Raw genomic sequence first — 17,127 nt, forward strand, 5'->3', positions numbered from 1 at the left:
GGCCGCCCACCGAGGCGGCCGGAGGAGAACATGAGCATGACCGGATCCGAGACCGGGCCGAACCTCGTCGGCTTCCGGATCAACCACCGCACCATGCGGGCCGACACCCGACGGCTGGCCGAGCTGGCGGACCGCGTGGCCACCGGCCAGATCGGGTACGACCGCCGCCGGGCCGGGGCCCTGCGGACGTACGTCCGGCTGCTCTGTGACGGCATCCACCATCACCACCGGATGGAGGACGAGGTCCTCTGGCCGGTGTTGGAGCGCTCCGCCGCGGACGAGATCGACCTGCGGGAGCTCAGCGACGACCACGCGTCACTGGATCCGGTGCTCGACGAGGCGCGCGCGGCCGTGGACGACCTGGCCGCCGTGTTCGCCTCCGGCGACGCGGGGAGTGCGCGGGTGCGGGTCGCCGCGGGTCGCCTCGCCACGGTCCTGGCCCACCTGCGTGACCTGCTGGACGAGCACATCGAGGAGGAGGAGCGACTGGTCTTCCCGGTGATCCGGCGGTACGTCAGCGTGGCCGACTGGGACTCGGTGGAGCGGGCGGTCCGCAAGGGCGGCGCGCTGCGTTTCGAACTGCCCCGGATCGAGCGGTACGCGCAGCCGGACGAGTTGGCCGAGCTGAAGCGGACGGCGGGACCGGTGCTGCGGCTGACGCTCGCGGCGTTGCGACCGGGCTTCCGTCGCCGGGAGGCGCGGGTCTTCGGCGGGTGAGCGGGCCGGTGGACCGGCTCAGGCCGGCACCGCCACGTAGGCCGAGTCGTCGCGCCACGGCACCGCGTCGACGGCGCGGGCCAGCCGCAGCCCGGCGTCCCGGTGCGCGGCGGCGGTCGCCGGTTCGCCGAGCGCGGCGGCGAGTTCGGCGAGGGTCTGGTCCACCGGGCCGAGCGAGATCGACCCGCACTCCAGCCCGGCGAAGCGCCCGGCCCACGGCGTCAGCTCCCGGTAGCAGCGCCGGGCGGCCGGGCGGTCGCCGAGCCGGGCCGCGACCTGACCGCGCAGGGTCATCCAGTAGAGCCACAGGTAGTCCGGGCGCACCGGCGCGTCCGGCCGCCACACCGCCCGGGCCGCGTCGTGGTCACCGGCGGAGAGCAGCGCGTGGGCCAGCACGTCGTGGGCGTCGTCCGGCACCCGCGCGTGCACCTGCCGGAGCTCGTCGACCACCTCGTGTCCGCGTCCGGCCACGCTCAGCACGGTGAAGCGACCCATCAGCCCCATCGCCGCCGCGTTCGGGCCGCCGACGCGGCTCATCCGGTCGCTCACCTCCGCGTAGCGCCGGGACGCCTCGTCCAGGTCGCCCCGGAACAGGGCGCGCAGGCCGGTGAACCAGCCCATGACGGCGAGGATCAGGCCGAGCTGCCCGGTGGTCGCCTCCGCCACGGCGCGGTCGACGTGGTGGCCGGCCCGGTCGAAGTCGACGTCGGCGAGCGCCGCCTGGTAGAGGATGTGGTGGGCCTGGCAGCGGTACGCGGTCAGCCCCGCCGCGTCGGCCGTCGCGAGCAGCTCCCGGCCCACCGCGGGCAGTTCGGCGCGGTGCGCCGGCGCGACGGTGACGAAGTAGCGGGCGTTGAGCGCGCGGCACAGCACGCCCGCGTCGTCCTGGCGGCGGGCCAGCGTGAGCGCCTCCCGGGTGACCTCGTCGGCGCGCCCCAGGTCGGCGCCCTCGATCTCGAACGCGAGCGTGCTCAGCAGTTGCGAGCGCAGCGTCGGACGGTCCGGGCCGACCCGGGCCAGCTCCCGCTCCAGCAACCGCACCAGCGGCTCGTCGACCACCCGGTCGGGCCGGATGGTCCAGGTGACCGGGGCGTCGATGCAGGTCAGCGCGGCCTGCACGGCCGCCGGGTCGCCGAGGTCGGCGGCCAGCCGCAGCGCCTGCGCCCGGGCGGCGCGGGCGGTCAGCACGTCCCCGGCGAGCGCGCTGGCGGCGGCCAGGTCCCGGTGCAGGTCCAGCCGGGTCCGGACGGCGGTGGCCGGCGCCAGGTCGACGGCGCGCAGCGCGCCGGCCCAGAGCGCGGCGGCCTCCCGTGGCGCGCCGAGGTCACCGGCGCGGCGGGCCGCCGCGGTGAGGTGGACGACCGCCTCCGCGGCGGTGGACCGGGTGAGGGCCGCGAGCGCGTGCCGCCCCAGCGCCGCCACGTCGTCGGCGCGCTGCTCGCGCAGCACGGCGAGGACGCGGCTGTGGATCCGGGTGCGGCGCAGCAGGGGAACGCTGTGGTAGAGCGCGTCGCGCATCAGCGCGTGGGCGAACCGCACCCGCCCCGGTGCGGGTTCGACGAGCAGACCCGCGGTCACGCCGGCTTCCAGCCCGTCGAGGATCGGCTCCTCCGGGCCACCCTCGATGGCGAGCAGGATGTCGACGTCGGCCTCCGTGCCGCAGACCGCCGCGTGCCGCAGCACGGTACGGGCGCCGGCCGGCAGTCGCGCCAACCGGCGGGCCAGCACGTGGCCGAGGCCGGCGGGAACGCCGTCGAGCGCCGCCGCCGGCCCCTCGGCCGCGACCAGTTTGGCCAGCTCGATGGTGAGCAGGGGATTACCGGCCGAGCGTGTCCACACCGTGTGCGGCAGTTCCGGATCGGCGCTGTCCACGCCGTGGCGGCGCAGCAGCTCGGCGACGGCGTCCCGGCCCAGGCCGCCGAGTTCGAGGTCGACCGCGGGCACCCCCGCCAGCGCCGCCCGCGCCCCCACCAGGTCGTCGGTGACCTCGTCCGGCCGGTACGTCGCCACGATCAGGGTGGGCGCCTCGGCGAGGGCGGCGGCGAGGTGCCGGAGGATCCGCAGGGTCTCCCCGTCGGCGCGGTGCACGTCCTCGATCACCAGCAGCAGGGGTGCCCGGGTGGCCAGCCGGGCCAGGTAGGCGGCCAGCGCCAGGCGGAGGTGGAACTCGTCGTACCCGCCGGGGGTGCCGGGCGTGTCGGTGTCCAGCAGCAGCCGCAGGCCGTGCGCCTCCGCGTCGTCCGGGGGAAGGAACCGGCGGGCGGCGGTGACCACCTCGCGCCAGGCCCAGGCCGGCGGTGCGCCTTCCACCTGCGGGCAGTTCCCGACGACCGGCTGCCAGCCGTCGGCGGCGAGGGAGCCGGCGAGCTGCTGTGCCAGCGTCGACTTCCCCGCGCCCGCCTCGGAGCCGATCCAGCAGATGCCGAGACCGGATCCGGCGGCGCGGGTGGCCGCGGCCCGGAGCCGGGCCAGTTCCGACTCGCGACCCAACGGGTGCGTCGGGTGGGTCGTGGCGGTGGCGAGGGGTCGCGACGTGGCCGCCGGCGCGGGGGCGGTGGCCTCCAGACGCGGGCTCTGGCGCAGCAGATCCGTCTCCAGGGTCCGCAGCTCGCGGCTGGGGTCGATGCCCAGTTGCTCGGCCAACGTGGCGCGGACGGCGCGCAGCACGTCGAGCGCGTCGGCCTGCCGCCCGAGTCGGTAGAGCGCGACCGCGAGCAGCATGGCGCCACGTTCCCGCAGCGGGTACTCGCGGACGTGCGGGTCGAGGTCGCGCACGACCTCGACCGGCCGGTCGAGGTCGAGCAGGACCTTCGCCCGCTGCTCCACGGCGCTCAGCCACAGCTGCGCCAGCCGCTCGCCCTCCCGCTCCGCCCACGGCTCCCCGACGAACTCGGCGTACGGGGTGCCCTCCTGCCAGCAGGCCAGCGCCGCGTCCAGGGCACCGATCGCGGCTGCGGGTCGCCGTTCGGTGTCCGGCGTGAGCGCCCGCAGCGCCGCCTCGAACCGCCAGGCGTCCACGGCCGAGGTCGGCAGCCGCAGGGCGTAGCCCGGGGCGGCGGTGACGAGGACCCCGGCCGGGGTGCGCCGCGGGCGGTCCGGCTCCAGCGCCCGCCGCAGGTTCGACACGTACACCTGAAGGGCCGCCTGGGCGCGCGGCGGTGGGTCTCCCGACCAGAGATCCTCGACGAGCCGGTCCACCGACACCGCGTGGCCGCCGCCGGCGACGAGCCGGGCCAGCACCGCCCGCTGCCGGGGCGCGCCGAGGTTGACCGTGGCGCCGCCGCGGGTGGCCCGCACCGGACCGAGCACGCCGATCGTCGTCACGCTGCGACCCTAGTCGGGCGGGCCGGCCCGGCAGATCCCACGTTCGACGGTCCCGGCCGGTCCGCTCGGGTTCCGGCCCGCCGCCGGTCAGCGGGTCGAGACGCCCCCGGTGAGCGCGTCCGACGTCAGGCCGGCCTCGTGCCCGACCACCACCACGTGCACGAAGGCCTGGGGCATGCCGGTGAAGTGCCAGGTACGCCGGCCGGTGTCCGATGTGCCGGGGACGATCGCCCAGGTGGCGCCGACCTCGGTGGTCGGATAGTCCTCGCCCGGTGTGGTCTGCAACCAGCTCAGGTCGATCCGGTAGTTGTCCTCCCGGACCGAGCTGTCGGTGAAGGTGACGTCCAGGGTGCGCTCGCCCGCGTGGTAGCCGGGGGTCAGGGTCAGGTCACCGGGCGGCACCGGCTGGACGGTGTACTGCGGGCAGGACAGCGGGGCGACCTCGGGCACCGGCTGGCTGCCGTCGGGCACGTTGTTCGCGGTGACGCAGAACCGGTGCGTGCCGGCCACCGCCGAACTGGGCACGGTGAAGGAGAAGCCGACGTAGGCGCCCCGCCCGGCGTGCCACAGGTCCGCCGGGCGGGTCACCGCGGGCGGCACGTCGGTCCCCACCGTCACCCGCACCGGGCCGCCGTTGGGGTCGCTGGCCCAGCCGCTGACCCGCACCGCCCCGCCGACGTACTCCCACGACTCCAGCGCGCCCATCGGGTACTTGTCGCTGCCCACCGGCGGCGGCGGTGGCTCCGTCGGGCTGTCGTCGCAGGCGGGCGGTGGGTTGGGTACGTCGCAGTAGGGGCGGGCGAGCGCGGTTCCGGCGGTGACCGCGACCAGGCCGGCGCTGACGGTGAGCGCCAGGCCGGCGGCGAGAAGTTTCTTCATGGGCGCAGCACAGCAGCCGCCACTTGGGTCCGACTTGGTGGGTGGCCGGTGGGCGCGTTAAGCCGCCGCCAAGCTGTGCGGGAGAGCTTTCCCATCGAATTCCACGCGGTGCCGGGGCGGGCCGCGCGACGACGGAGGGAACGACATGGGCAGCATTCTGGTCACCGGCTCGGTGGACGGCATCGGCCGGTGGACCGCGGCGCAACTTCTCGCCCGGGGGCACCGGGTCGTGCTGCACGCCCGGAACGAGGAGCGGGCGGCGGTCGCCAAGGCGGCGCTTCCGGCGGCGGAGGCCATCGTGGTCGGCGACCTGGCTTCGATCGAGGAGACCACCGCGCTCGCCCGGTCGCTGTCCGGGTTCGGCCGGCTGGACGCGGTCGTGCACAACGCCGGGATCGCCCGGCTGGACGCCCCGGCCCGGGAGCTGACCCGGGACGGGCTGGAGTCGACGTTCCAGGTGAACGTGCTCGCGCCGTACCTGTTGACGGCCCTGTCGCCCCGGCCCGGGCGGCTGGTGTTCGTGTCGTCGGCGATGGCCGCCGACGGCGTGCCCGACCTGACCGACCTGCGGTACGACGCGCGTCCGTGGAACGGGGTCGAGGCGTACTCCACCTCGAAGCTGCTGGACCTGGCGCTCGCGTTCGCCGTGGCCCGGCGGTGGCCCGACGTCCTGAGCAACGCGGTCGACCCCGGCTGGGTACGCACCCGGATGGGTGGCGACGCCGCGCCGACGAGCCCCGACGACGCCGCGCGGGCCCAGGTGCGTCTCGCCGTGGGCACCGAGCCCGACGCCCTGGTCAGCGGAGACTACGTGAGTGACCGCGACTGGCGCCCGGAGCGCGGGCGGATCGACCCGGTGGGGGACGAACTGCTCGTCCGGTGCGCGGAGCTCACCGGCGTCGGGTTGCCCGGGTGACGGTCCCCCCGAGGCCCGCGGCGGCTCGGCCGGGTCACCAGGTCTGGTCGAGCACCCGCAGCACGTTGCCGCCGGTGACGGCAGTGATGTCGGCGTCGGCGTAGCCCTCCCGGACCAGCCAGCCGATGATGTTGGCGAGGCCCTCGGTCGGGTTCTCCACCCCGGCCACGTACTCGACCGGCTCGAACGGCGCGACGAGCGGCGGTTCCGTGAACCCGGGCGACCGGGCCAGTTCCCGGTGCAGCGCGACGTGATCGCCGTACAGGGTGTCCGGGCCGAAGGTGACGTGGTCGATGCCCATCAGGTCGACGCAGTAGCGGAAGTGGTCCATCACCGAGTTGATGTCGTGCCGCGGGTGGGCGGCGGAGATCGTGGTGTGCGGCGCGGCCTCGATGCCGATCAACCCGCCCCGTTCGGCGCAGGCCACCAGGACCTCGTCGGGTTTCATCCGGGACGTCGGCCACACCGCGCGGGCGCCGGCGTGGGTGATCAGCACGGGCGCCGAGGACTCGGCGATGGTGTCCAGGCAGGTGCGGTCGCCGGAGTGCGAGACGTCGATGGCGATGCCGAGGCGGTTCATCCGTTCCACCGCGCGCCGGCCGAACGCGGTCAGCCCGCCGTCGCGCCGTTCCTTGAGGCCACCACCGAGCGTGTTTGCCTCCGAGTAGGCGATTCCCATCTGCCGGATGCCCAGCCCGTAGAGGATGTCGATCCGGTCGACCTGGTTCTCGATCGGGGTGGCGGCCTCCAGCGACAGGACGATGCCGACCGTACCGTCCCGGTGGGCCCGTTCGATGTCGCGCAGGTCCTGCACGACGTGGGCGTACGACTGCTTGGCGAGGTCGGCCCGGCGCATGCCGATGTCGTAGACGGTGTCCTCCCAGCTCCAGCCGGTGTGGCTGACGATGCAGCCGGTGCCGTCCATCAGGTTGTCGAACACCGCGGTGAGCCCGGACGCGGCCAGCCCCTCGTAGCTGGTGAACTGGCGGCCGGCCCGGTTGTACTCGCCGAGCCGGCCCATGTCGGCGGGAAAGTTCTGCGGGTGTTCGTGCAGGCTGATCACGATGTTCTCGCGCAGCAGCCGGGCCGCGCGTTCCGCCTGGTCGGGGGTGAGGCCGAGGTCGTACGCGGGGACCCGGCCGAAGGTCGGGGCCAGGTCGATCCGTGGATAGTCCACACCCGGTCGCAGGAAGGAGAACGCCTGGTAGCCGTCGTAGGTCATGGTGACACCCATCGGTGAAGGAAGTCGGCGACGATCGCGGTCACCTGGGCCTCGCGTCCGTTGTAGAAGTGGTCGCAGCCGGGCACCACGACCGACTCGCACGGCCCGGCGGCCAGGTCCCGGAACCGGGTGCCGGGGAACGTCGCCTCGGGTTCCGTGTCCCCGCGGAGGTAGAGCGTCGGGCAGGTGATCGCCGGCGCGTACGCCAGCAGGTCCGGCACGGTGGTGATCCGGTCGAGGAAGCTGCGCGCGGTGATCACGTACCACCAGCCGGGCATCAGCATCAGCTCGTCGCCGCGCCCGGCCGCCACCATCTCCTCGGCCCGGCGGCGCATCTCGGGCAGCCGTGACCCGGCGAGCAACCCGTCCCGCTGGGTCTGCGCCGGGCCGCCGCGCCCGGCGGAGAGCAGCACGAGGGCGGGTGTGTCCGGCCGTTCGGCGACGTGCGGCGCGGCCATCATGCCGCCGTTGCTGTGCCCGATCACCACCGGCGCGGGGTAGCCCCGTCCGGCCAGCCAGTCCGCGGCGGTCGCGTGGTCGGCCAGCGCCTCGGCGGTGGTCTGGAAGGCGCCGCCCTCCATCCGTTCCTTGTCACCGCGGACGCTGAGCACGTCGTGGGCGCGCCGGTTGAAGGCCAGGCAGGCGAACCCCATGGCGATCAGCCGGGGTGGCAGGAACCGGGGCGGCCCGACGTAGAAGTTCATCGTGTTGCCGTGGAAGAAGATCACCGCCCCGGCGTGGGCGCCGCCCTCCGGTTCGTACAGGAGGCCGTCGAGCGGGGTGGTGTCGGTGGGGATGCTCACCAGCTCACCGCGTAGCGTTGCACCGGTCATTGCGCGAACAGACAGATCAGGCCGGCCACCAGCGCGGTCCGGGCGATCGTCGGCTCGACCAGGATGTGCTCGCCGCGCGCGTGCGCGCCGTCGCCGACGGCGCCGATCCCGTCCAGCACGGGCAGGCCGAGCGCGGCCAGGAAGTTGGCGTCGCTGCCGCCGCCGGCCGCGCACTCGTCGAGGTCCTCGCCGTGGCCGGCGGCAAGCGCCCGGGCCAGGTCGTACATCGCCGCGATGCCTGGTGTGCGGGGCATCGGCGGCCGGTTCCAGCCGCCGCTGATCCGGACGGCGAGCTTCTCGTGCGTCGGCCGCAGGGCGGCGACCGCGGTCTCGATGCGGGTCGCCTCCTCGGGTGTGGTCACCCGGACGTCGAGCATCGCGCGGGCCCGCCCGGCGATCACGTTGGTCCGGGAGCCGCCGGTCACGGTGCCGATGTTGACGCTGGTGCCCCGGTCGAGGTCCTCGAGCGCGCGCAGTCGCAGGACGACGCGCGCCATCTCGTCGATGGCGCTGACCCCGCGTTCGGGGTCGAGGCCCGCGTGCGCCTCCACGCCGTCCACCTCGATCCGGAAGATGCCGACGCCCTTGCGGGCGGTCTTCACCGCGCCGTGCACGCCCGGCTCCAGCACCAGGGCGGCGTCGACCCCGTCCGCGGACGCCTCCACCGTCGGGCGGGAGAAGATGCTGCCCAGCTCTTCGTCGCCGTTGAGGACGATCCGCAACGGCGGCCGGGGCAGTCCGACCGCGTCGAGCGCCCGGATCGCCCAGAGGCCCTGGACGAGGCCGGCCTTCATGTCGAAGATGCCCGGCCCGGTGGCGGTCGGCCCGGACCGGGCGTAGGGCCAGTCGGCGAGCGTGCCGGCGCTCCACACGGTGTCGTAGTGGCAGAGCAGCAGCAGCCGTCGCGGTCCGAGACCGGGGAAGTCGGCGACGAGCGTGTCGCCGAGCGCGCCGCCGTCGTGCCGGGTCGACGACTCCGGCGGGCCGAGCGTCGCGGTCACCTGGTCGGTGAGCCACCGCAGGGCCTCGTCCAGGTGCGGTTTGCTGTCGCTCGGCGTCTCCAGCGACACGTACGCCGCCAGGTCGGCCAGCAGGTCGTCGGTGTGTTCCGTCAGCCACCGCCGGACCTTGCCGAGGTCGACGTCGGCCGCGCGTGCGGGGCTTGGCAGATCGGTGTTCACATCTGGCTCCCGCCGTTGATGCCGAGCATCTGACCGGTCATGAAGTCGCCGGCCGCCGACGCCAGGAACACCGCCACCCCGGCCACGTCGGCGGGCGTGCCCAGCCGGCGCAGTGGCAGTTCGGCGGCCTTCGCCCGTTCGGCCGCGGAATCGGGGAAGATGTCCTTGTTCATGTCGGTGACGATGGAGCCGGGGCCGATCGCGTTGACCGTGATGCCGTGCGGTCCGGCCTCCGCGGCCAGGGACTTGGTCCAGCTCAGCAGGAAGCCCTTGGTGCCGGCGTAGACCGCGCCACGGTCCCAGGACTTCAGGGCGAGCTGGGACGAGATGTTGATGATCTTGCCGTGGCCCTGGGCGGTCATCGACGGCAGCAGGGCATGGGTGACGCGCAGCGGCGCCCAGATGTTCAGGCCGATGTCGCTGGCCCACTGCTCCTCGGTGGACTCGGCGAACGCGCCGACCGCCATCACCCCGGCGTTGTTGACCAGGATCTCCACCGAGCCGAGGGCGGCCAGCGCGTCCGCGGCGAGTTGCCGGGTGGCCGCCGGGTCGGTGAGGTCGGCCCGCAGCGCCGAGGCCCGGTCGGGGAACCTGTCGGTCAGGTCCGTCACCGGGGTGCGGTGATGGTGCAGCGCCACGGTGGCGCCCTCGTCGAGGAACGCCTCCGCGATGGCCCGGCCGAAGCCCCGCCCCGCGCCGGTGATCAGCGCGGTCCGGCCGGCGAGCCGGCCGCTCACGACGCCACCGCCACGGTCAGGAGCCCGGCCATTTCATCCACGGTGGACAACCACCCGACCGACGTCTCGATCTGGCGTAACCCCATGCGGTGCAGCTCGTCGCCGTTCATGCTGCCGCAGCAGTCGGCGAGCAGCACCACACCGAAGTCCCGGGCCTGCGCGTCGAAGGAGGTGTGCAGGACGCAGTTGTTGGTGTTCACGCCGGCCACCACGAGGGTGCGGACGCCGAGTTCCCGCAGCACGAGTTCGAGTTCGGTGGCGTAGAAACCGCTGTAGCGGTGCTTGACCACCACCGGCTCGGACGGCAGCGGCTCGGTGGCCGGCATGAACTCGGCGTACGGGCTGCCCTCGACGCACTTGCCGTCCTGCCGCAGGAACGACGCGCCGACGATCGGCTTGCCGTTCTGCCAGGCCATGAACGGATTCCGGTGCTGACGCGGCGCGTCCAGCCCGGCCGCCTTCTTCCAGGTCGCCACGTGCACCACGGGCATGCCGGCGGCCCGGGCGACCGTCAGCGCCTCGCCGGTGCGCGCCGTGACCTCGCGCGCCTTCTCCGGCGGCAGCGTGTGGTAGCCCACGCCGTCCACGTCCAGGTGTCGCCGTTGCATGTCGATGACGAGCAGCGCGGTGTCCCGCACGGTGATGCGGTCGGCCACCTCGGGCGGTAGTGCCACGTGTGGCTCCTCTCAGGTCAAGCCGGGCAGCACCCGGGCAGCGGCGTGCAGGACGGACTCGGTGACGGTGCGGGGCAGGTCCGCCGAGGCGACGAACCCGACCGGGTCCTCGTCGGCCATGTCGAACGGATAGTCGCTGCCGACGACGAGGCGGTCGAAGCCGACGATCTCCCCGACGTGACGCAGCACGGTCGGGTCGAAGACCACCGAGTCGTAGTGGAAACGACGGAGTTGGGCGCGCGGACCGGTCGGCAGGTCGGCGAGTTCGGCGCGGTGCCGGTGGCCGTGTTCGAGCCGACCGACCAGGTGGGGCAGGGCGCCACCACCGTGGGCGAGCACGACCGTCAGTCCGGGGTGCCGGTCGAGCAGCCCACCGAAGAGCAACTGCGCTCCGGTGAGCGCGGTCTCGGTCGGATTGCCGACCAGGTTGCGCAGGTGGAATCGGGACATCCGGGCGGCGCCGGAGACGAAGTGCGGGTGGACGAAGACCGGGACGCCGAGTTCGGCGGCGGCGGCCCAGAACGGCTCCAGTTCCGGCGCGTCGATGGGCTCGCCGCCGACACTCGTCAGCACCTCGACCCCGGACATCCCCCGACCCCGGACGGCCGCGACGAGTTCCGCCGCGGCGGCCTCCCCGCCGGCCTGCAGGGGCACCACCGCGAAACCGATCAGGTGCCGGGGGTACGCCTGGACGGCGGCGGCGATGCCGTCGTTGAGCCGGCGGGACCAGTCCACGCCGGCACGTGGCGCGAGTTCGTACCGGACGGCGAACGGGGGAACGAGCAGGACCCGACGGTCGAGCCCCTGCCGCTGCGCGTCGGTGACCTGCTGCTCCGCGTTCAACAACGCCTGCGGCACCCGGTAGTCGGCACCGTCGAAGCTCAGCACGGTCTGTTCCGTGGCCGGGCCCGCCGACACCGGCGAGCCCGGCCCGACCGCCGACGGCGGGAGGTAGTGGCTGTGCAGGTCGACGATCACGGCTACCGCGGGATGACCGGGAGGAGCAGGTAGGACTCCTGCCCGTCGGCGAAGTGCAGGACGTTGGTCCCGCCGAAGACGTCCGCCGGGCGGTCCCGCTCGTCGTCGTGGCGGAAGGGGCCGATGCCGCGCAACGGGTAGCGGGCGCCGGGGGTGGCCTCGGCCCCGTTGTCGTAGTCGCGTCCCCGGATCAGCAGACCGATCCGGCAGCCGGGCGGGATCACCAGGCAGGTCGGCCAGATCTCGATGTCCAGCTCGACCGGCTCACCGGGGGTCAACGGCTGGACCTCGTCGTGCGTGTGCCACGGCCGGTACGGCAACGAGCGCTGCGGGTCCAGCTTCCGGTGCGAGGCGCGCAGCCAGCCCAGCCCGATCGGCGTACGCGGATCGTTCGAGCCCTGGAAGGTGATCTCGTTGCCGTCCGGGTCGAAGACCTGGAGGCAGGCGAACACGTCGGCGTCGGTGGTGTCCGAGGAGAGGAACAGCTTGGCCGCCACCGGCCCGGTGATCTCGGTCTGCTCGGCCAGCGGCGCGCTCAGGAAGGTGACCCCGTCGCCTGTGGTCCGGTAGCTGACCGCGTCGCCGGGGGTGAAGTCGGCGCCCAAGGTGCGGTCCGCGGCGTTCAGGTAGAACTTCGTCCACCGCGTCCGGGCCAGCGGCCACTCCTGTTCGCCGCGGTCGACGAACACCTCACCCGGGTGGCGCACGCGCAGCGCCACCGGTGGCTGCTTCTCCCATCCGGTGTCGGCGCCCTGGAGGAAGTGTCCGAAGAACCGCTTCTGCAGGGCCACCCCGTAGTCGGTGTAGAAGCCCGACGAGTGCGTGTCGCCGTGCATCTCCAGCCACTTCTGCGTCGAGGCGGCGCCCAGGTAGCCCTCGATGTTGCCGCGCGGGTGCAGGCCCTGTCCGCCCCAGTTGCCGCAGGACAGGAACGGCGTGACGACCTTCGACAGGTCGGCGGTGCGGTCGGTGGAGAACGAGTCGAGCAACGGGTGCTCGACCGCCGTCTCGTACGGGTCGACCCGGTTGCGGGCCAACTCCTCCGGGGTGAGCGTCTCCGGGCCGGCGACCGGCTCGCCGGTCACCCGGCTGACCGGGCCGTTGTCACCGAGGCCGTGCTGCACCTGCTTGATCAGGCCCTGGAACCAGCCGCCGAGGAAGCGGCTGAGGATGCCGCCGTGCCGGCAGAACTCGCGGTAGAAGTCGGCGGCGCCCTCCTGCACGAGCATCGCGGTCAGGTGCGGCGGTTGCAGCGCGGCGACGTGCCACTGGTTCATGGCGTAGTAGGAGATGCCGCTGAGCCCCACCTTGCCGTTCGACCAGGGCTGCACCCCGGCCCACTCGATGCAGTCGTAGTAGTCCCGGGTCTCCCGGGGCGACCACGGATCCAGCACGCCCGCCGAGCGCCCGGCGCCACGGGAGTCCACCCGGACGCAGACGTAGCCGTCCGGCACCCACTTCTCCGGGTCGACGGTCTCCCAGTTGGCGTACGCGTTCGAGGTCCCCTCGGCCACCTCGGGGAAGTCCCGGACCAGCTTGTCCCAGTTGAACTTCCAGCCCTCCTGGAAGGCCAGGCCCTTGGCGTACGGGCCCATGGTCATCAGCACCGGGTAACGGCCCTCGTCCACCGGCGCGAACACGTCGGCGTAGAGCACCAGGCCGTCGTCCATCTCGATGGGCACGTCGAAGCTGATCCGCATGCCGTCCCGCAGGACGGTCTTGTCGGTGTCCATGCCGTCCCTCACTTTCCGGCCGATGCCTGGGCGTACTGGTTGTCGTAGAGCTTGGGCAGCTCGGCCGCGTTGAACCCGGTGAGATCCTTGTTCTTGTCTTCCTGGGCGTTCTCCAGCGTCTGGACGAGGTTCTCCTCGTGGATGGCCCCGGACCGGTCGGCGTCCTTGGTGAAGTCGTTGATCCAGTAGTCCCACACCTTCTCCGCGGCGGCCTGGTCCACCTTCAGCTCCTTGGAGATCACCGCCGTGACCTTGTCCTTGTTGGCGGGGTCGTGCATGAACTCCTGGGTGGCCCGGTAGCCCTTGGCGAACCGGGTCGCCGCGTCCTGGTTGGCGTCCAGCCAGCTCCGCTTGCCGACGATCACGTACGACGCCGCCTTCTGCAGCTTCGGCACGCTGTTGGCCTTGCCGATGACGGTGGCGCCGGTGGCGGTGAGCCGGTCCACGTCCGGCGGGGAGCAGAGCACGACGTCCACGGCGCCGGAGATGAGCGCGCTCACCCGGGCGCTGGTGGCCCCACCGGTGACGAACTTGACCTCGTCCAGACCGATGCCGTTGGCTTCGAGGAACGCGGTCGCCGAGTGGTAGTCCTCGCTGGAACCGGCCGAGTTCACGCTGATGGTGCGGCCCTTGAGGTCGTTCACCGAGGTGATGCCCTTGCCGCCCACGACGCTCAGCGGGCTGCCGTTCATCGGGTTGAGGACCATGACCAGGCTCGGATCCTTCTGGTAGGCGATCATGGTCTGCTGGGCGCTGGCGATGCCGAACTGGGTGGAGTCGCCCAGCACCGACGGCAGCACCTGGGCCGCGCCGCCCTGGAACACCACCGGTTCGAAGTCGATGTCGAACTGGTCGAACAGCTTCTGGTCACGAGCGACCGCGACCCACAGGTGCGAGGCGTTGATGGCGCTCAGCCCGAGCTTGATCTTGACGCGGTCACCGGCGGAGGAGCCGGTGGATGCGGGGTCCTCGCCGCCGCAGGCGCTGAGACCAGTCAGCGCGAGCACGGTCGCGGTCACGGCGGCGATGGTGCGGATGGGTCGCATGTACTGCCCCTTCTTCACAAGGGTTAGGGCGTGCGGGATCCGTCGGCCGGCCGGGGGCCGGTCACGGGCGGGGCGAGACCGGTCAGGTCATCGCCATCGAGGCGCGGACCTCCTCCTCGATGGTCTTCCAGATGCGGTCGTAGATGGTGCTGAACTCGGGCGACCGCTTGAGGTCCAGGTTGCGCGGACGCGCGAAGGGAACATCGATGATCTCTTTGACGCGCCCGGGTCGGGCGGTCATCACGACGATCCGGTCGGCGAGGTAGATGGCCTCGTCGATCTGGTGGGTGACGAACATGACCGTACGGCCGTCGGTCTGCTGCCACATGCGCAGAAGTTCGGTCTGCATCACCTCGCGGGTCTGCGCGTCCAGCGCGGCGAACGGCTCGTCCATGAGCAGGATGTCCGGCCGGATGGTGAACGCCCGGGCCAGGTTGACCCGTTGCCGCATGCCGCCGGAGAGCTCGTGGGGGTAGTACTTCTCGAAACCCTTCAGTCCGACCAGTTCCAGGTATTCGGTGGCCTGCTGCTGTGCCGTCCGGCGGTTGACTCCCTGCAACTCCAGCCCGAAGGTGACGTTGCGCAGCACGGTCCGCCAGGGCAGCAGGTTGTCCTGCTGGAAGACGAAGCCACGATCGGTGCCGGGCGCGTTCTGCGGCCGACCGTCGATCAGGAGCTGGCCCTCACTTGCCGTCTCCAGACCATCGACGATGCGCAACAGCGTGGTCTTGCCGCACCCGCTGGCGCCGAGCAGGGCCACGAACTCGCCGGCCCGGACGGTCAGGTTGATGTCGCTGAGGGCGTTGGTGCGGGTCTCACCCCGGTGGAACGCCTTGAACAGGTGGCGCGCTTCGACCTTCGGCGTCGTCACAGGATCTTGCCTCCGTTCTTGCCGTTCTGCCGCCACGGTGCGATGCGGGTCTCCAGGACGTACATGGCGCGGATGAACACCACGCCGATCGCGGCCAGGACGAAGACGCCCATCCACACCGCCGCGGTGTCGAAGTTCTGCGAGGAGATGAAGACCCGGTGGCCCAGGCCGGAGGTGGAGCCGAAGAACTCGGCGACCACCACGCCCATGAGCCCGCGGCCGACGGCCAACCGCAGACCGGTCACGACGAAGGGAACGGACCAGGGCAGGAGGATCTTGGTGAACCGCTGCATCTTGCTCGCGCCGAAGGCACGCGCCGTCTCGATCAGGTTCGGATCGGTGGTGCGGATGCCGGCCGTCGTGTTCAGCACGATGGGGAAGACCGCGAGGGTGAACACCACCGCCACCCGGGCGGTCATGCCGATGCCGAAGACCAGGATGTAGAGCGGCGCCAGCGCGATGAGCGGAGTGGAGTAGAGCGCCGACATCCACGGGTCGAGGAAGTCGAAGATCACCTTGTTGATCGCCATCAGGACGCCGATCAGGATGCCGACCAGGGCGGCCAGGAGGAAGCCCTGGGCGAAACCGGACAGACTCTCGCGGAAGTCGAGCCAGAGCTCGCCGTTCTGCGCCGAGGTGCGGAACGCCGCGCCGATGTCACCGAGCGGCACGATCACCAGCGCGCTGGTGTTCGCGGCGATCACCTGCCACAGCACACAGCCCAGGACCAGCGTGGTGATGGTGTGCAGCACGGTGGAATGGGACTTGTAGAACCGCCGCAGGGGATTTCCGGACGTCCGACCCGGTGGGTCTTCGGCCCGGGTGTCGTCGGCGGTCCGTTCCGTCGTGGTGGTCACGGGTTCTCCTCGGTCACGTCACCGGGTAGCGCCGGACGGGAAGCCGACGGGCGCTCAAGCCGCGCCCAAGGGCCGCGGCGCGGCGGCCCGACGACAGGCGAAATCGGACCGCACGGGCGGCCCGTCCGCCGCCAGCAGCCGTGTTTGTCCTGTTCAGAGGATTGTTCGCCGCTGGACGTGTACGAATTTTGGATCCAAAAAATCAGGGTGTCAACGGCTGTACCAGAATTTGTTCGCGATCCACCGGCCGGAGAGCGCCCGCTTGGGGGCTCTCTGTCCAGGTTTCGAAGCGGCCGGGCCGGGGCGGCTCAGCGCGGCATGGCCTCCGGCCCGCGCTCGCGGACCGCCTTCTCGAACGCGGCCCGGGACAGCCGGACATGCGACCGAGCGGCGCGTTCCGCCCGGCTCGGATCACCGGAGACGATCGCGTCCATGATCAGCTGGTGTTCCCGCAACGCCCGCAGCATGCCGCCGGCCACCTGCCACTGCCAGGCCAGGCGGCTCTGCCCGCCGAGGTTGTCGGTGACCTGCGCCAGTCGCGCGTTGCCGCACCGATGCCAGATCGCCCGGTGGAAGGCCGTGTCCAGGTCCCGCAGCCCGGCCAGGTCACCGGCCGCCGCGCACTCGTGCTGGCGCTCCAGGATCGGCTGCAACTCGTCCCGCACGAAGTCGGCACCCGCCCCGGCCTCGGTCACCTTGCGCGCCGCGATGCCGTCCAACGCCTCCCGCAACTCGTAGATCTCCCGCATGTCGCGCAGCCCGATCTCCGGCACGTAGAACCCGCGGTGCGGGATGGCGACCAGGAAGCCGTCCCGTTCGAGGGCGGCAAGCGCCGACTTGATCGGGGTGGCGGACAGGTCGAGCCGCTCGGAGAGCATGCGGACGATGAGCTTGCGACCACCCGCCAACTCACCGCTGACGATCATCGCCCGGATCTCGTCGTAGGCACACTGGGCGAGAGTGCGGTCATTGGGCACACGGAATGATGACACGGCCGCGGCTCCGGCGCGGAACGCGAACGGCCGGGCACGCGCGGCGCCGGCCTCGGCGCGGGCGGTCTCCGGGGGCGCGCCCGGTACGTCGGGTGCGACCGGCGCCGCGTGCACGGGCGCCCGAATTCGGTCGCGGCGGTCACCGTGGGCGTGCGAGCCTCAAAGGC

Annotated in this window: 15 protein-coding genes; 2 read left to right on the plus strand and 13 right to left on the minus strand. The window is 72.5% G+C overall.

What is annotated here, in order from left to right; translation table 11 throughout:
• Positions 1-36: 36 nt before the first annotated feature.
• Positions 37-717, plus strand: coding sequence for a hemerythrin domain-containing protein (locus O7613_RS07405; protein ID WP_282292923.1), 681 nt, complete (start codon positions 37-39; stop codon positions 715-717).
• A gap of 18 nt (positions 718-735) precedes the next feature.
• On the opposite strand, the gene O7613_RS07410 is transcribed toward O7613_RS07405, so the two are convergent.
• Together O7613_RS07410 and O7613_RS07415 are read right to left on the minus strand one after the other, a co-directional pair.
• Positions 736-4,041 (minus strand): BTAD domain-containing putative transcriptional regulator, encoded by a 3,306-nt coding sequence (locus tag O7613_RS07410; protein ID WP_282292924.1) that lies wholly within the window; start codon positions 4,039-4,041, stop codon positions 736-738.
• A gap of 87 nt (positions 4,042-4,128) precedes the next feature.
• Complete coding sequence (locus O7613_RS07415; protein ID WP_282292925.1) at positions 4,129-4,920, minus strand: hypothetical protein; 792 nt, start codon at positions 4,918-4,920, stop codon at positions 4,129-4,131.
• A 145-nt stretch (positions 4,921-5,065) separates the two neighbouring features.
• Here O7613_RS07415 and O7613_RS07420 point away from each other — a divergent pair, with 145 nt between their 5' ends.
• On the plus strand, positions 5,066-5,836 hold the full coding sequence (locus O7613_RS07420; protein ID WP_282292926.1) for an SDR family NAD(P)-dependent oxidoreductase: 771 nt from the start codon (positions 5,066-5,068) through the stop codon (positions 5,834-5,836).
• Between the two features lie 34 nt (positions 5,837-5,870).
• On the opposite strand, the gene O7613_RS07425 is transcribed toward O7613_RS07420, so the two are convergent.
• The 11 genes from O7613_RS07425 to O7613_RS07475 form a co-directional block, all read right to left on the minus strand.
• Positions 5,871-7,070 carry a membrane dipeptidase gene (locus O7613_RS07425; RefSeq protein ID WP_282292927.1) on the minus strand — a complete coding sequence of 400 codons (1,200 nt, stop codon included), beginning with the start codon at positions 7,068-7,070 and terminating at the stop codon, positions 5,871-5,873.
• Positions 7,055-7,891 carry an alpha/beta hydrolase gene (locus tag O7613_RS07430; protein ID WP_282292928.1) on the minus strand — a complete coding sequence of 279 codons (837 nt, stop codon included), beginning with the start codon at positions 7,889-7,891 and terminating at the stop codon, positions 7,055-7,057. Before O7613_RS07430 ends, O7613_RS07425 begins: the two co-directional genes overlap by 16 nt.
• Positions 7,888-9,072, minus strand: coding sequence for a M20 family metallopeptidase (locus O7613_RS07435; protein ID WP_281583504.1), 1,185 nt, complete (start codon positions 9,070-9,072; stop codon positions 7,888-7,890). Before O7613_RS07435 ends, O7613_RS07430 begins: the two co-directional genes overlap by 4 nt.
• A complete protein-coding gene (locus tag O7613_RS07440) occupies positions 9,069-9,809 on the minus strand; it encodes an SDR family oxidoreductase (RefSeq protein WP_281583503.1) in 741 nt (246 codons plus the stop codon). Before O7613_RS07440 ends, O7613_RS07435 begins: the two co-directional genes overlap by 4 nt.
• The gene (locus tag O7613_RS07445; RefSeq protein WP_282292930.1) at positions 9,806-10,483 is read right to left on the minus strand and encodes a cysteine hydrolase; all 678 of its coding nucleotides are present in this window, start codon (positions 10,481-10,483) and stop codon (positions 9,806-9,808) included. Before O7613_RS07445 ends, O7613_RS07440 begins: the two co-directional genes overlap by 4 nt.
• 12 nt (positions 10,484-10,495) lie before the next feature.
• Positions 10,496-11,461, minus strand: coding sequence for an amidohydrolase family protein (locus O7613_RS07450; protein ID WP_281583501.1), 966 nt, complete (start codon positions 11,459-11,461; stop codon positions 10,496-10,498).
• A 2-nt stretch (positions 11,462-11,463) separates the two neighbouring features.
• A complete protein-coding gene (locus tag O7613_RS07455; protein WP_282292931.1) occupies positions 11,464-13,194 on the minus strand; it encodes a CocE/NonD family hydrolase in 1,731 nt (576 codons plus the stop codon).
• Between the two features lie 8 nt (positions 13,195-13,202).
• Positions 13,203-14,240 carry an ABC transporter substrate-binding protein gene (locus tag O7613_RS07460; protein WP_282292932.1) on the minus strand — a complete coding sequence of 346 codons (1,038 nt, stop codon included), beginning with the start codon at positions 14,238-14,240 and terminating at the stop codon, positions 13,203-13,205.
• A gap of 82 nt (positions 14,241-14,322) precedes the next feature.
• The gene (locus O7613_RS07465) at positions 14,323-15,111 is read right to left on the minus strand and encodes an ABC transporter ATP-binding protein (RefSeq protein ID WP_282292933.1); all 789 of its coding nucleotides are present in this window, start codon (positions 15,109-15,111) and stop codon (positions 14,323-14,325) included.
• The gene (locus O7613_RS07470; RefSeq protein WP_282292934.1) at positions 15,108-15,968 is read right to left on the minus strand and encodes an ABC transporter permease; all 861 of its coding nucleotides are present in this window, start codon (positions 15,966-15,968) and stop codon (positions 15,108-15,110) included. Before O7613_RS07470 ends, O7613_RS07465 begins: the two co-directional genes overlap by 4 nt.
• A 308-nt stretch (positions 15,969-16,276) precedes the next feature.
• Complete coding sequence (locus tag O7613_RS07475) at positions 16,277-16,945, minus strand: GntR family transcriptional regulator (RefSeq protein WP_282292936.1); 669 nt, start codon at positions 16,943-16,945, stop codon at positions 16,277-16,279.
• Positions 16,946-17,127 lie beyond the last annotated feature (182 nt).

It is taken from the genome of Micromonospora sp. WMMD975, assembly GCF_029581215.1.
In the GTDB taxonomy this organism is placed as follows: domain Bacteria; phylum Actinomycetota; class Actinomycetes; order Mycobacteriales; family Micromonosporaceae; genus Micromonospora.